This window comes from Paraburkholderia acidicola (assembly GCF_002362315.1).
GTDB lineage: Bacteria > Pseudomonadota > Gammaproteobacteria > Burkholderiales > Burkholderiaceae > Paraburkholderia > Paraburkholderia acidicola.
Genome location: NZ_MTZV01000001.1, coordinates 346,939 through 361,255, shown reverse-complemented (window position 1 = coordinate 361,255; position 14,317 = coordinate 346,939). Strand labels below are relative to the sequence as shown.

16 protein-coding genes are annotated in these 14,317 nt (G+C 63.5%); 12 read left to right on the top strand and 4 right to left on the bottom strand.

Annotation, left to right across the window (positions count from 1 at the left end):
- Nucleotides 1-100: 100 nt before the first annotated feature.
- From BWP39_RS01255 to BWP39_RS01225, 7 genes are all read left to right on the top strand, one after another.
- Nucleotides 101-865: a TIM barrel protein gene (locus BWP39_RS01255; RefSeq protein ID WP_096716563.1), complete on the top strand. Its 765-nt coding sequence runs from the start codon at nucleotides 101-103 to the stop codon at nucleotides 863-865.
- A gap of 108 nt (nucleotides 866-973) precedes the next feature.
- Complete coding sequence (locus tag BWP39_RS01250) at nucleotides 974-2,008, top strand: sugar kinase (RefSeq protein ID WP_407944768.1); 1,035 nt, start codon at nucleotides 974-976, stop codon at nucleotides 2,006-2,008.
- A gap of 99 nt (nucleotides 2,009-2,107) precedes the next feature.
- Nucleotides 2,108-3,394, top strand: a complete 1,287-nt coding sequence (locus BWP39_RS01245) for an MFS transporter (protein WP_096716561.1) — start codon at nucleotides 2,108-2,110, stop codon at nucleotides 3,392-3,394.
- A complete protein-coding gene (locus tag BWP39_RS01240; RefSeq protein ID WP_096716560.1) occupies nucleotides 3,394-4,368 on the top strand; it encodes a 2-hydroxyacid dehydrogenase in 975 nt (324 codons plus the stop codon). The genes BWP39_RS01245 and BWP39_RS01240 overlap by 1 nt, the downstream gene beginning before the upstream one ends.
- Complete coding sequence (locus BWP39_RS01235) at nucleotides 4,365-5,399, top strand: LacI family DNA-binding transcriptional regulator (protein ID WP_096716559.1); 1,035 nt, start codon at nucleotides 4,365-4,367, stop codon at nucleotides 5,397-5,399. The genes BWP39_RS01240 and BWP39_RS01235 overlap by 4 nt, the downstream gene beginning before the upstream one ends.
- 71 nt (nucleotides 5,400-5,470) lie before the next feature.
- Nucleotides 5,471-6,283 carry a YhfC family intramembrane metalloprotease gene (locus BWP39_RS01230; protein ID WP_096716558.1) on the top strand — a complete coding sequence of 271 codons (813 nt, stop codon included), beginning with the start codon at nucleotides 5,471-5,473 and terminating at the stop codon, nucleotides 6,281-6,283.
- A 32-nt stretch (nucleotides 6,284-6,315) separates the two neighbouring features.
- Nucleotides 6,316-6,681 carry a DUF3022 domain-containing protein gene (locus BWP39_RS01225; RefSeq protein ID WP_096716557.1) on the top strand — a complete coding sequence of 122 codons (366 nt, stop codon included), beginning with the start codon at nucleotides 6,316-6,318 and terminating at the stop codon, nucleotides 6,679-6,681.
- A gap of 19 nt (nucleotides 6,682-6,700) precedes the next feature.
- On the opposite strand, the gene BWP39_RS01220 is transcribed toward BWP39_RS01225, so the two are convergent.
- Both BWP39_RS01220 and BWP39_RS01215 read right to left on the bottom strand, forming a co-directional pair.
- Nucleotides 6,701-7,144 (bottom strand): PGDYG domain-containing protein, encoded by a 444-nt coding sequence (locus BWP39_RS01220; RefSeq protein ID WP_096716725.1) that lies wholly within the window; start codon nucleotides 7,142-7,144, stop codon nucleotides 6,701-6,703.
- A 217-nt stretch (nucleotides 7,145-7,361) separates the two neighbouring features.
- Nucleotides 7,362-7,874: a Spy/CpxP family protein refolding chaperone gene (locus BWP39_RS01215; protein WP_096716556.1), complete on the bottom strand. Its 513-nt coding sequence runs from the start codon at nucleotides 7,872-7,874 to the stop codon at nucleotides 7,362-7,364.
- A gap of 151 nt (nucleotides 7,875-8,025) precedes the next feature.
- On the opposite strand from BWP39_RS01215, the gene BWP39_RS01210 reads away from it, so the two are divergent.
- The 3 genes from BWP39_RS01210 to BWP39_RS01200 all read left to right on the top strand — a co-directional run bounded on the left by BWP39_RS01210 (nucleotide 8,026) and on the right by BWP39_RS01200 (nucleotide 10,820).
- Nucleotides 8,026-8,910 carry a LysR family transcriptional regulator gene (locus BWP39_RS01210; RefSeq protein ID WP_096716555.1) on the top strand — a complete coding sequence of 295 codons (885 nt, stop codon included), beginning with the start codon at nucleotides 8,026-8,028 and terminating at the stop codon, nucleotides 8,908-8,910.
- 117 nt (nucleotides 8,911-9,027) lie between these two features.
- On the top strand, nucleotides 9,028-9,492 hold the full coding sequence (locus BWP39_RS01205; protein ID WP_096716724.1) for an Lrp/AsnC family transcriptional regulator: 465 nt from the start codon (nucleotides 9,028-9,030) through the stop codon (nucleotides 9,490-9,492).
- 230 nt (nucleotides 9,493-9,722) lie between these two features.
- The gene (locus tag BWP39_RS01200; RefSeq protein ID WP_096716554.1) at nucleotides 9,723-10,820 is read left to right on the top strand and encodes a saccharopine dehydrogenase family protein; all 1,098 of its coding nucleotides are present in this window, start codon (nucleotides 9,723-9,725) and stop codon (nucleotides 10,818-10,820) included.
- 208 nt (nucleotides 10,821-11,028) lie between these two features.
- Here BWP39_RS01200 and BWP39_RS01195 read toward each other — a convergent pair whose 3' ends face one another.
- Nucleotides 11,029-11,649 carry an AAA family ATPase gene (locus tag BWP39_RS01195; RefSeq protein ID WP_096716553.1) on the bottom strand — a complete coding sequence of 207 codons (621 nt, stop codon included), beginning with the start codon at nucleotides 11,647-11,649 and terminating at the stop codon, nucleotides 11,029-11,031.
- Between the two features lie 271 nt (nucleotides 11,650-11,920).
- On the opposite strand from BWP39_RS01195, the gene BWP39_RS01190 reads away from it, so the two are divergent.
- Nucleotides 11,921-12,415, top strand: coding sequence for a hypothetical protein (locus BWP39_RS01190; protein WP_207556521.1), 495 nt, complete (start codon nucleotides 11,921-11,923; stop codon nucleotides 12,413-12,415).
- A gap of 158 nt (nucleotides 12,416-12,573) precedes the next feature.
- Complete coding sequence (corA, locus tag BWP39_RS01185) at nucleotides 12,574-13,551, top strand: magnesium/cobalt transporter CorA (RefSeq protein ID WP_096716551.1); 978 nt, start codon at nucleotides 12,574-12,576, stop codon at nucleotides 13,549-13,551.
- Between the two features lie 9 nt (nucleotides 13,552-13,560).
- On the opposite strand, the gene BWP39_RS01180 is transcribed toward corA, so the two are convergent.
- A complete protein-coding gene (locus tag BWP39_RS01180) occupies nucleotides 13,561-14,199 on the bottom strand; it encodes a LysE family translocator (RefSeq protein ID WP_096716550.1) in 639 nt (212 codons plus the stop codon).
- Nucleotides 14,200-14,317: the final 118 nt, after the last annotated feature.

Sequence of the window (14,317 nt, the reverse complement as noted above, 5' to 3'; positions counted from 1 at the left end):
AGGCGCATCATTCGTCCCAACTAGCGCTTTGCGCTTTTTTTCAAAATGCTTTTGGAACCGGTTCCATTTGCCGAAAACGGTGCGAAAAGGGATTTTTGACATGACGGAAGTCGTTATTGTCGCGAGCGCGTTCGGCGTGGATGCCGTGCGGCGCGACGGTCATCGGGCGTGGCTGGCGGCTGCCTCGGAGGCTGGCGCGGCGGGGTTCGAAGTGCGTCGTGAGCTGTTTGCTTCGGAGGCGGATGCCGCGCCGCAGGCGTTGCGCGCGCTGGGCGCCGCGATCGACGAACTCGGCATGTGGTCAGTCTATTCGACGCCTGCGACGCTCTATACGCCGCACGGCACGCTCGATGCAGCGGCGCTCTCGCTGGCTCGCGACGAAGCGCATGCGCTCGGTGCGCGCTTCGTCAAACTGCAGCTAGGCGGCTTTTCCGGCGATGCGGCCGGCGACGCGTTGGCCGCATGCCTCGACGGAGCGCGTACGCGTCTTGTGGTCGAGAACGGTCAGTTGAAGGAGGGCGGCGCGCTTGCGCAATTCAATGGATTGTTCGATGCGCTTGCCTGCAGCGGACACGCTGGGTTGATCGGCATGACGTTCGACATCGGCAACTGGCAATGGCCGGGCGAACAGCCGGTTGAAGCCGCGCACCAGCTGGCGCAGCACGTCGAGTATGTCCATTGCAAGGCGGTGAAGGGCGAGGGCGCGCGCCGCTTCGCTGCCGCACCGGCCGCTGACGATCCCGTCTTCGCCGCCGTGCTGCCGCTGTTGCCGCGCACCGTGCCGCGCGGCATCGAATTTCCATTCGATACGAGCCGGCTCGCGGCCGACGCGGCGCATTACGTTACGTGGTTGGGTGAGGCATAACGTACGCGCTCAGACGGACGCTCAAGCAGGCAGTCAAGCACGCAGCCGGGCGCATAACCGAGCGGACAATCAGCAGAGAACGAAGCAGACAACGAAGCAAAGCAGACCATGACGCAAACACCCGATACCCAGCACTCGCCACAAGACACCATGACCTCGACACTCGATATCGTCACCTACGGCGAAGCGATGGCATTGTTCGTCGCAACCGAGCCCGGCCCGCTCGCCGGTGTCGGCCAGTTCACGAAGCGGATCGCCGGTGCCGACCTGAACGTGGCGATCGGTCTCGCGCGGCTCGGTTTCAAGGTCGGCTGGATGAGCCGCGTCGGCCGCGATTCGTTCGGCGAATACGTGCGCGAGACGCTGCGTCACGAAGGCATCGATCAACGCTGCGTGACAACCGACGACCGCTATCCGACTGGCTTCCAGCTCAAATCAAAGAACGACGACGGCAGCGATCCGAGCATTGAGTACTTCCGCAAGGGCTCGGCGGCGAGTCATCTGTCGCTCGCCGACTACGCCGCCGACTATGTCCTCGGCGCCCGCCATCTGCATCTGACCGGTGTCGCACCCGCCATCTCCGCCTCATCGTGCGAACTCGCATTTCATCTGGCACACGAAATGCGCGCCGCAGGCAAGACGATTTCATTCGATCCGAACCTGCGTCCGACGCTCTGGCCGTCGCGCGCCGCGATGGTCGAGGGGTTGAATGCGCTGGCCTTGCTGGCCGACTGGGTGTTGCCGGGCATCGGTGAAGGCGAGATCCTGACCGGCTACACGAGTCCCGACGATATCGCCCGTTTCTATCTCGACCGCGGCGCACGTGGCGTGATTGTGAAGCTCGGCCCGCAGGGTGCGTATTACCGCACCGCCGAACGCACCGGCACGGTTGCCGCGCAGCCGGTCGCGAATGTCGTCGATACCGTGGGCGCCGGCGATGGCTTTGCGGTCGGCGTGGTCAGCGCGCTGCTCGAAGGCCGGGCGCTGCCCGATGCAGTGGCGCGCGGCAACCGCATCGGCGGCCTCGCGATCCAGGTGATCGGCGATTCCGAGGGCTTGCCGACGCGGGCACAACTCGACGCGCTCGAACGCGCGGACGATCGTCACAACGGCAACCCGACGGCACCGGCAACGGCGGGATGAGGCGCGGCGTGATTTGCATCGCCTAGTCCAGCGCTTTCACGACAGCTTCGCGATACCCGCGTCCGTCGTACCCGGACATCAGAACCAGGAGACAACCCCATGACCTCATCGCTCGCCGTGCGTCGCTGGTGGACGATCATGCCGATCGTGTTCATCACCTACAGTCTTGCGTATCTCGACCGCGCGAACTTCGGCTTCGCGTCCGCGGCGGGCATCAACCAGGACCTCGGTATCGGCAAGGGACTCGCGTCGCTGATCGGTGCGCTGTTTTTCCTCGGCTACTTCTTCTTCCAGATTCCGGGCGCGATCTACGCCGAACGTCGCAGTGTGAAGAAGCTGGTGTTCTGGAGTCTGATCCTGTGGGGCGGCTGTGCGTCGCTGACGGGCGTCGTCAGCAATGTGCCGTCGCTGATGGTGATTCGCTTCCTGCTCGGTGTCGTCGAAGCGGCAGTGATGCCGGCGATGCTGATTTTTATCAGCAACTGGTTCACCAAACAGGAGCGTTCGCGCGCAAACACCTTCCTGATTCTCGGCAATCCGGTCACCGTGCTGTGGATGTCGGTCGTGTCCGGCTACCTCGTGCATTCGTTCGGCTGGCGCCACATGTTTATCGCCGAAGGCGCGCCGGCCGTGGTGTGGGCGGTGTGCTGGTGGTTCATCGTGAAGGACAAGCCCGCGCAGGTATCGTGGCTCACGCGCGCGGACAAGGACGCGCTGGACGCCGCACTGCGCGCGGAACAGGCCGCCATCAAACCGGTGCGCAACTACGGCGAGGCGTTCCGCTCGCCGGCAGTGATCAAGTTGTGCGCGCAATATTTTTGCTGGAGCATCGGTGTCTACGGTTTCGTGCTGTGGCTCCCGTCGATCCTCAAGAACGGTTCGACACTCGGCATGGTCGAGACCGGCTGGCTGTCGGCATTGCCGTACCTGGCCGCGACGATCGCGATGCTCGTCGTGTCGTGGGCATCGGATAAACTCGATCGCCGCAAAGCCTTCGTCTGGCCGTTCCTGCTGGTGGGCGCGGTCGCGTTTGCCGCCTCATATGCGTTGGGCACGACGCATTTCTGGCTCTCATATGCGCTGCTGGTCATCGCGGGCGCGGCGATGTACGCGCCGTACGGGCCGTTCTTTGCGATCGTGCCGGAGCTGCTGCCGAAGAACGTCGCCGGCGGCGCAATGGCACTGATCAACAGCATGGGCGCGCTCGGTTCGTTCGTCGGTTCGTATGTGGTCGGTTACCTGAACGGCGCAACCGGAACACCGGCGGCATCGTATGCGTTCATGAGCGTCGCGCTCGTCGCGGCGGTAATCTTCACGCTGGCAGTGAAGCCGCAGAGCCCAGCGGTACGTACGCTCGCCACGCCTCTTCACGGGAAAGGAAGCTGATGAAAAAGATCGTTGCCTACAAACCATTGCCCGACGATGTGCTCGCCTATCTGCGCGACCACCTCGAAGTCGTGCAGATCGATACCTCATCACGCGATACGCATGATGCATTCGTTGCGGCACTGCGCGACGCCGATGGTGCGATCGGTGCGAGCGTAAAGATCGATGCATCGATGCTCGAAGGCGCGACCCGACTGAAAGCGCTATCGACAATTTCAGTCGGCTTCGACAATTTCGATGTCGCCGATCTCACGCGGCGCGGCATCCTGCTGGCGAACACGCCCGACGTACTGACCGAATCGACCGCCGACACAGTGTTCTCGCTGATACTCGCAACGGCGCGCCGGGTCGTCGAACTGGCCGACTGGGTGAAGGCCGGCCACTGGCAGCGCAGCATCGGCCCGGGTCACTTCGGCGTCGACGTGCAGGGCAAGACGCTCGGCATCGTCGGGCTGGGGCGGATCGGCGGCGCAGTTGCACGGCGCGCGGCGCTTGGCTTCAACATGCAGGTGCTATACACGAATCGCAGCGCGAACCCGGTCGCAGAAGAAACGTATGGCGCGCGCCGCGTCGAACTGTCGGAGCTGCTGGCCGTATCGGACTTCGTCTGCCTGCAGGTACCGCTCACGCCTGAGACACATCATCTGATTGGCGCCGCGCAACTGCGCGCGATGAAGAAGAGCGCGATCCTGATCAATGCGTCGCGCGGCGCGACCGTCGACGAAGCCGCGCTGATTGACGCGCTCCAGGCGGGCACGATCCATGGCGCGGGGCTCGACGTGTTCGCACACGAACCGCTCGCCGCCGATTCACCGCTACTGAAACTGCACAACGTGGTCGCGCTGCCGCACATCGGCTCCGCGACACACGAAACGCGTCACGCGATGGCACGCTGCGCCGCCGAAAACCTGGTGGCGGCGCTGGCCGGCACGCTGACACACAACGTCGTCAACCGCGACGTGCTCGGTCGATGAGCGGATCGTCCGCTGGCCGGCAGAGGCCCGCGACGATCAGCGACGTCGCGCGCGAAGCCGGCACCGGCAAGACCAGCATCTCGCGCTATCTGAACGGCGAGATGAGCGTACTGTCCGCCGACATGCGCACGCGCATCGCCGCAGCGATCGAGCGTCTCGACTATCAGCCGAACCAGATGGCACGCGGCCTGAAGCGCGGCCGTAACCGCCTGATCGGCATGCTGCTCGCCGATCTGACGAATCCGTATTCGGTCGAAGTGCTGCAAGGCGTCGAAGCGGCGTGCAGTGCGCTCGGCTACATGCCGCTGATCTGTCACGCCGCGAACGAAGTCGAGATGGAGCGGCGCTTCCTGCAGTTGCTCACGACGTACCGGGTCGAAGGCGTAATCGTCAATGCGCTTGGCGTGAGCGAAGACACGCTGCGGCCGGCGGGTGGCGGTATTCCCGCCGTACTCGTCGACCGGACCGTGGAAGGGCTCGCCGCCGATATGGTCGGCCTCGACAATGTCGATGCGGCGACCCGCGGAACGCAGCATCTGCTGGAGCGCGGCTTCACCGATATCCGCTTCGTGGTCCAGCCGTATGAGCAGGTCAGTTCGCGGCGCCTGCGCGAGGCCGCTTTCCATGAAACGCTGAGCCGCTTCGCCGGTGAAGTACACGGCGAAACGATGGTGCTCGACCTGTCGGACGACGCCAGCGCCGCCCATACACTCGCCACGCTCGATCGCACGATCGACACCGCATCGGATCGCCTCGCACTATTTGCGGCGAACGCGCCGGTCGCGCTGCGTATCGCGCTGCATCTGAACCAGCGGCACGGTCCGCGCTGGACCGAGCGCGTCGCGCTGCTGTCCGTCGACGATCCGGAGTGGGCCGAACTCGCCGGCGTCACGGCGATTCGCCAGCCGACTTACGCGATCGGCTATCGCGCTGTCGAGTTCCTGCATGAACGGATCGAAGGCGGCAATGCGCCCGCGCGCGACTGCCTTTTGCCCGGCGAATTGATCGTGCGCGCCTCGACCGCGCGCTGATCTGCGATCATTCGGGTTGCGGCGCACGTTGAACACGCGCCGCCTGTTCGCCCGTCACTGCAAGGAAACTCATGGTCGTCGCACCGCTCACGCTTATCTGTCTCTCGCTTGCCACGCTGTTTGTCGCGGCTCTGCCGGTCGTCCTGTATCGCCGCTGGACGCGCACATTCGTATTCAACCGGCGCGATACGATCGCCGGCATTGCGGTGTTTGCGCTGTTTGCGATGGTGGTCGAGCGCGCGGTGAACGACTACGTGCTCGGCATGAACGCGACGACCGCCGGGTGGCTCACGCACCCGCTGACGTTCGTCGTGTACGGCGCACTGATAGCCGGCGTCTGTGAAGAGGTCGGGCGTTTCATCGCGATGCGGATGATGTGGCAGCGTGCCGCGCGCGGCACACCGGCCGCCGATCCGTCGTCGGACGGACGCGCGCTGGCCTACGGCATCGGTCACGGCGGCGCGGAAGCGTGGCTCGTCGGCGTGCTGGTGCAGTTTCAATGGATCGTCTTCGCAGTGCTCGCGAATCGCGGCCAGCTCGACGAGCATCTGACAAACCTGCCGAGCGATTCGATGGTGCGTGTGCACCTGGTGCTCGCCACCTTGTCGCCGATGATGAGCGGCATCTTCGTGCTCGAGCGGCTTGCCGCGCTGGCGTTCCAGATCGGACTGTCGGTGCTGATGTGGCGCGGGGTGCGGGCGGGCTGGCGTGGTACCTTGCCGCTCGCGATCGCCCTACACGCGCTGATCGAGTTGCCCGCCACGCTGTTTCAGGCGCGCATGCTATCGCTGATCGCGGTCGATGGCATCTATGTGCTGCTGGCGCTGGTCGTCGCTGTGGTGCTGGTGCGGCAGGTGCGCCGGCCGGTGCGGACCGCGTCGTGAGCCGAATTGACGAAGACCCGAGCCCCGAGAAAATGGAAGCCTACCAATACGACTGCGCGAGCCCCGATATCGAGGAGCTCGCGCGTGTCATCAGCGATCTGTTTCCCGAGCAGACCCAGTTCACCGAGCGTCCCGCCGACGACGGTACATCGACGCTCGTCGTCCATTGGGTGGCGATGCGCTTTGGATCGACCGCGCGCCGTATTGCGCTGACTGTGGCTATCGCTCCCGCGGCGCTGGCGCGCTATCGCGCGTTACCGTCGCAATTGCGCGGACGCAGTTTCGCGGTGCTGCGTGCGTATGTCGAAGCGGCGATCGGATCGCTGGAAGAGCAATATGCGAACGGCGATGCAGTCCCGCGCGAAGTGACTGTCGATCTCGATGAAGAGTTCGCGTGAGCGCTGCGCGAATCGATCGTTACTTGTCTCTCGCGAGACGATAGACCTTGGCGAAGCGCGCGGCCTGCACGACGCCGTAGTCGCCGGGTGCGTACTGCATGATCCAGTCGCCGGCGGTGCCGTTGAGCACATCGCCACCGCCCGCAGACCGGGCCAGCGAAAACGCTTCGTCCATGCGTTTTGCGAGCACGATTGCAGGGCGGTTGCGATACGGGCCCGCCACACCATGCGCAAGCCCGTCGCGCGCCGGAACGTATTTCGCATCGAAGCGTTCACGCGATACGACCCAGCGGTCGCCGGTCGAACCGGTGACCAGTGCATCTCCGCTCACATAGCGGTTCGGTCCTTCGAGGCTCATCAGTTCGCCGTCGCGGTCAGCGAAATTGACGGTGACGGTTTCGTCCTTGACGACACGCCGGGCGGCGGCGTCGGTGCGCAGGTCGATGTTGCGGAGTTCGATCATGAGGCGATTGCCCGACACGGCGGGGCACATGCTGTTGAAATGGCCGCCAGCGTAGCGCGAAAGCGTGGCGCTTGCATGCACCGGATGCCGAAAATGCGGAACTCATAAAAAAACGCCTGCCGGTGAGGGCAGGCGTTCTGTGCCGGTTGAGCGGCGCGAGTGCGCCGTTTCGACCGTACGTCTTGCGATAAGCTTACTCGGCAGCGTACCGCGGAGCTTACTGAGCGGCGGCGTCGCTGGCTGCAGCAGCAGGCGCTTGCGCCTTACCCGAATGCTTGCGCTGACCCCGGTCAGACGGGTGCGACGACTGACGGAAGGTCGCATCGGCGAGCTTCTTCTGGTCCGGCGAGAGAGCGTTGTACAGCGGCTCGAACGCATCGACGAGTTTCTTCGTGCCGTCGGCCTGAGCCTGGGTGATCTGCGCATACTGCTTCATGTCGTCGAGCGCGGTCGCGTTCGTGTTCGCATGACGCTCCTGGTACAGCTGGCCCATGGTCTGACCGTTGCCGCGCATTACGTCGGCAAAGGCGCTCCACTGGGTTTCCTGCTGCGGTGTGATCTTCAGTTGCGTATGCAGATAGGCGATGCGCTCTTCCACGTGCTGTTCGTGCGTGGCCTTGCCCGCAGGCGCAGATGCTGCCGACGGAGCGGGTGCGGCCGGCGCGGAAGCCTGGGCGAAAGCGCCGCTCATCGTGAGGGCGGTGGCGAGAATAGCGAGGGTTTTTTTCATCGAGACTCCTGATGGTCGTTCGTATCGGCGGTAAGGGATCATGCCAACCCCGGCTGTCCGCTTCGCCTTGGCAATATTAGTATCACGATATCCGCGCATTGCGGCTGCAATGCGACAACTGCTTACAAACGAAACGAACAGGAAATAGCAGGTGGACAAGTTCGCCAGCATGGAAGTCTTTGTGGCCGTCGTCGAGGCCGGCAGCCTGACGGCGGCCGCCACGCGTTTCGGTATTTCGTCGGCGATGGCCGGCAAGCATATCCGCTCGCTCGAAACACGGCTGGCCACGCGGCTCCTGACGCGCACGACCCGGCGCCAGAGTCTGACGGAGATTGGTCGCCAGTATTACGAACAGTGCCGGCGGATTCTTGCAGAAGTGAAAGAAGCGGAGTCGCTCGCGGAGGCGATGGCGTCAGCGCCGCGCGGCGTGCTGAAGGTGACGGTACCGCTGACTTACGGCGTGGAAGTATTCGTGCCGGCGATGACCGATTACCTCAGCGCATGGCCCGACGTGATTCTCGAACTCGATCTGTCGAACCGCATCAGCGATCTCGTCAACGAGGGCTTCGATGCGGCCGTGCGGATCGGTCAGTTACCCGATTCCAGTTTCGTCGCGCGGCCGTTGAAGCCGTACCGGATGCGCGCGTGCGCGTCGCCGGAGTATCTTGCGCGAGCGGGCACACCGCGCATTCCCGCCGACCTCGCGCATCACGAGTGTCTCGGTTTTTTGCACTGGGGACGCGAAGGATTATGGCGGCTCGACGGCGATGCCGAGGGCGAGAGTCAGTTGCGGCCCGGACGGTTTCGCGCCAACAATGGCCAGGCATTAAAGATGGCCGCGCTGCGCGGCTTCGGCCTGGTGCTGCAACCCGAAGCGCTGCTCGCGAAGGAGATTGCGAGCGGGCAACTCGTGTCGGTGCTCGAAGACTATCTGCCAGCAGGCATTCCCGTGCATCTGATCTATCCGCGCGACCGGCGTGCGGCGCCGAAACTCACCACGTTCATCGACTTCGTGATCGAGCATCTCGGCACATGATGCATCGGCTCGCCGCGAACCCGGGCATAATCCGCGTGTGCTGCGGTTCGTGTGGCGTTGGCGAAGTTGCAGCGCGCCGTTCCTTTTCCTTGTTTTCCGACCTCGATCCTGCTTTCGATGAGACCTCCGCGACTCGACCAACTCGACGATCTCGACCGTAACCTGGTCGCCTTGCTGCAGGTGAACGCGCGCGAGAGCGTTGCCAATCTCGCGCGACAACTCGGCGTGGCGCGTACGACTGTGATTGCACGGATCGCGCGTCTTGAGCGGACCAATGTGATCGCGGGCTACAACGTGCGGCTCGGTCAGGATGTGCTCGACGCGAGCATCTCTGCCTACGTCGGCATCATCATCGCGCCGCGCCACGGTGCCGACGTGCAGAAGCGCCTCGCGAAGATGCCCGAAGTGCAACTGCTGTGCGCGGTGAGTGGCGAGTTCGATTACGTCGCCTGGCTGCGTGCCGATTCTCCGGACCGGATCAACGATCTGCTCGATCAGATCGGCGGGCTCGAAGGTGTCGAGCGTACGACGACGTCGATCATTCTCGCGCGCAAGATCGACCGCGGCACGATGGGCAACTGAAGCATCCGGCGCGGCGTGTTGCAGTGCACTTCGACTGATCGACGACCCGCTTCGTCATATCGTCGAAAATGATGGTCATTTCGCAGCATTTTGCGCCTAGGATCTGTCTCTCCTTCTCCTTACACTGTGTCGCAAGGGTTCGGCCCGCACGCCGCGCGAAGCATCGGTAACGATGCGCGGCGCACCTTCCGGCTGGAGACAGCCCGTCCACACAGAACAAGGAGAAGCGCATGAAAGTAGCCATCGTAGGCGCAGGTCTGATCGGCCACACCATCGCCCACATGCTGCGCGAAACCGGCGATTACGAAGTCGTCGCAATCGATCGGGACCAACAGGCGCTCGACAAACTTGCCGCTCAGGGCATTCCGACGCGTCGCGTCGATTCCGGCGATGCCGCCGCACTGCGTGCCGCCGTGCAAGGCTTCGATGCGCTCGTGAACGCGCTGCCGTACTACCTCGCAGTGAACGTTGCGACGGCTGCGAAGGGCGCCGGCGTCCACTACTTCGATCTGACCGAAGATGTCCGCGCGACCCACGCGATCCGTGCGATCGCTGAAGACGCCGACCATGCATTCATGCCGCAATGCGGCCTCGCTCCCGGTTTTATCGGGCTCGCCGCACACGAATTGGCCAACCGCTTCACCGAAATCCGCGACGTGAAGATGCGCGTCGGCGCGCTGCCCGAGTTCCCGACCAACGCGTTGAAGTACAACCTGACGTGGAGCGTCGACGGCCTGATCAACGAGTACTGCCAGCCTTGCGAAGCGATTCGCGACAACCGTACGCAATGGGTGCAGCCGCTCGAAGGCCTCGAGCATTTCTCGCTCGACGGCACCGAATACGAAGCGTTCAATACGTCGGGCGGTCTCGGCACGCTGTGCGAAACGCTCTCGGGCCGCGTCGAATCGCTCGACTACAAGTCGGTGCGCTATCCGGGTCACCGCGAGCTGATGAAGTTCCTGCTCGAAGACCTGCGCCTCGCCAGCGACCGCGACACGCTCAAGACGATCATGCGCAAGTCGGTGCCGTCGACCGAGCAGGACGTCGTGCTGATCTTCATCACGGTGAGCGGCATGCGTAACGGGCAACTCGTGCAGGAAGTGTTCACGCGCAAGATCTTCGCGAAGACGGTCTGCGGCGTACCGATGAGCGCGATCCAGATCACGACCGCCGGCGCGATGTGCGCGGTGCTCGATCTGTTCCGCGAGAAGAAGCTGCCGCAAAGCGGTTTCGTGCGTCAGGAGCAGGTGTCGCTGCGTGAATTCCTCGCCAATCGTTTTGGCCAGCTGTACGAAGGCCAGACGATGGATGCGATGGCGACCGTCTGAACCACTGCCGTTCGAGGGCCGTGCGGATACGTGGACAGGTCGCATAGACGGCCGCGGGTATCCGGAGCAGACGACGCGCGTGCCGTGTCGAAGTAGAGACGAAATGCCTCACTCAATTGAGTGGGGCATTTTTGTTAGTGCGGCGTTGTTATCGGTGGTAGCTGCGCTGCGCATGTGACATGCAGCGAGAGGTGGTGAAACGCGTGTTCTAGACCGGCAACGGCGGCAACATCGCACCGGTCGCACGCGGCCGGTCGACCAGTTGCGCGAGCAATGCATCGTAGTCGGCGGTGGTGGGTGCGCTGCTGTCGAACATCAGTAGATCGCCGCGAATATCGTCGGCGGGTTCGAAGCGCCGCTCGCGATATGTGTCCCAATGCGCGAGCTTCCAGGCATCGTCGGGATGGCCGCGTTCGGCGATGCGCTGATGCGCAAGCGCTTCGGAGGTATGCACCCATACGATGCGAATCGCGACATCGTCCGCCACGCCAAGCCACGCACGATCGATAAGCCGCCGCTCGCGCACTTCCCGCGACAGCGGCGCGACCACCAGAGCGCTCACGCCGAGTTCGAGATTGTCGCGCGCGGTGTCGATCAGCCCGCGGTATTCCGGATCGCGCAGATGCTGCAGATAAAGCGGACTGTCGCGATCGTTCGGATTGCCGGTCAGCGCACCGATCGCGGCGGCGCCCGGTGGTCCGTATAGCGTGTCCTTGTCGAGCAGGCAGAACGGCGTGCCGGTTGCGCGCATCAACGGCGCGGCGAGATGTTTCGCGACGGTTGTCTTGCCGGTGCCGGCATGGCCGCAGAAGAAAAACAGATACGTCACGGGTCGGTTCCTGGTACAAGGTTGACGATTCCGGTTGCCGTCCTGACCGGCGTTTTATGCCGGGCACCTTCGCAGGCAGCGGTGTAGCGGTGTATCGGTGTATCGGTGTAGCGGGGATCATGAACAAGAAGCGCACACCGTGCAAGCGCGTACCGGCTTCGCCGACCGCGCAGGTATCATGGACGCAGATTGCGCCGCGCGGAACGTCATGCAGAGACACAACACCTAAGCGCGGCACGCGACGTAGCGACCACACAAGAGGGAGACCGTCATGCGAGTGCACCCGGGCGTTACTGCAACAGCCGCGAGAGCCATGACCGCGGTACGAAGCGCATCGCGTGCGACTGTGACCGCGACCGTCGTGGTCGTTGCAGTCGCAATGGTCGCACCGCTCGCCGGTTGCGCGCCATCACCCGCCGATCCCGTGCCGTTCAAGCCGGTGCCGCCCGAGCGCATTCTCAAGCGCGAAACCACCCAGCCCGCCGCCGGTCTCGTCGCAGTCGAGATACGCCGCGAGCGCTCCAGCGATGTGATCGTGCGTTTTCGCGACGTGCTCGTCTATGTCGACGGCGAGCAGGTCACCGATCTGATGAACGGCGAACACGCGATCTTCTACCTGACACCCGGTGCCCATCGCCTCGCGGTATCGACGCAGTTCGATCCGGTGCTCGAATTCGCGTTTCCGGTCGACGCGCGCTATACGAATCACGCGAGCATCGTGTTCGACAAGGATCATCGGGTCGGGCTTGTGCGGATGCCGAAGTGACGCACAACCAGGCGATGTCAGGCCCGAATGAAGGCTATTCGTAATATGACGAAACGGTAAGATTCGACACATTCGCGGCATACTGGCTCGCTATCATGCCGGCTGCGCTACGTCCGTACCGGAGCGTCGCTACGTATCCGTTTTGAAGGTACCCCCACATGTTGATCAATTGTGCCGCCTATCAGGACGGCAAAAAGCTGGCCGATATTGAAATCGACGACATCAGCGTCTACCTGACGAAGCCTGAGTGCTTCGTCTGGGTTGCGCTGAAAGACCCGGGCCCAGATGAGCTCGAAACGATGAAGGAAGAATTCGGGCTCCACGAACTCGCCATCGAAGACGTTCTCAACGGACACCAGACACCGAAGATCGAAGAGTTCGGCGAGTCGCTATTCGCGGTGATGCACACCGTCGAAATGGATGAGCACGGTGAACTGAAGATCGGCGAGGTCGACGTGTTCGTCGGCAGCAACTATGTGCTGTCGGTACGCAACCGGACCCAGCTCGGTTTCCAGGCGGTGCGCGAACGTTGCGAGCGCGAGCCGCAACTGCTCAAGGAAGGCTCCGCGTTCGTGCTGTATGCGCTGGCGGACGATCTCGTGGACCGCTATTTCCCGATTCTCGAAGCGATCGGGACGGAAATCGAAGGCGTCGAAGACCGCATTTTCGACAAGCATGATCTCTCGTCGTCGCGCGCGATCATCGAGGACCTGTACTCGTTGAAGCGCCGCCTCGTCATTCTTCAGCATCACATTGCGCCGCTGCTCGAATCGCTCGGCAAGCTCACCGGTGGACGGATTCCGCAAATCTGTGTCGGCATGCAGGCGTACTTTCGCGATGTCTACGACCACCTGGAGCGGATCGTGAAGACGATCGAAGGGCGCCGCGAAATGATCGTCACGGCGATCCAGGTGAACCTCGGCATGATCTCGCTCGCTGAGAGCGAGGTGACCAAGCGGCTGGGATCGTTTGCGGCGCTGTTCGCGGTGCCGACGATGATCGCGGGGATCTACGGGATGAACTTCCAGAGCATCCCCGAGCTGCATTACAAGTACGGCTACCCGATCTGTATCGCGTCGATGCTCGTCGTCGATGTGTTTCTGTGGTGGCGCTTCAGACGCGCGGGGTGGCTGTGATCGATCTGTCTAGCGTTCGGTCAGCGCGAGGCGCACGCCGAGGCCGATAAAGCCGGCACCGACTACCCGGTCGATCCAGCGCCGTACGACCGGCTTCCCGCGCACAGCGCGGGCGGCTGTCGACGCCACCCACGCGACGATGCAGTCGTTCGCGAGCCCGAGCAGCACGAACACCGCACCGAGCACGAGAAACGCGAGCGTCTTGTGCGGGCTGTCCGCAGCGACGAACTGCGGAAAGAATGCGATGTAGAACAGCAGCACTTTCGGGTTCGACGCGTTGGTCACGAAGCCGCGCAACAGCAGTCTGCCGCGCGAGAGCTGCGGGGTGGGCGGGGCGTCTGCATCCTTGGCGCCGGCCCTGGTCGCCGACAAAAGCGTGCGCGCGCCGAGGACCATCAGATACGTGGCGCCGATCCACTTGATCGCATTGAACGCGCCGGGCGAAGCCGCCAGAAGCGCGGTGAATCCCACTGCACATGCCACCGTATGCGCGCAACCGCCAAACGACATACCCAATGCGGACAGTAGACCGGCGCGGCGTCCGTGCGCGATGCTCTGTCCGGCGACATAAGCGAGGTCGGGACCGGGCGTGAGATTCAGCGCCGTGACGGCAAGCAGGAAGAGCGGGAAGTGGACGATGCCGAGCATGATGGGACTGGAGGTTGGACATGGATGGGCGACGGGTGCAGGTGACGCGTCGCTCGCGTCATTCGATGATACCGGGGCTCCATGCTGGAGCTGCAGATATTCTCGAATGCATTTGTTG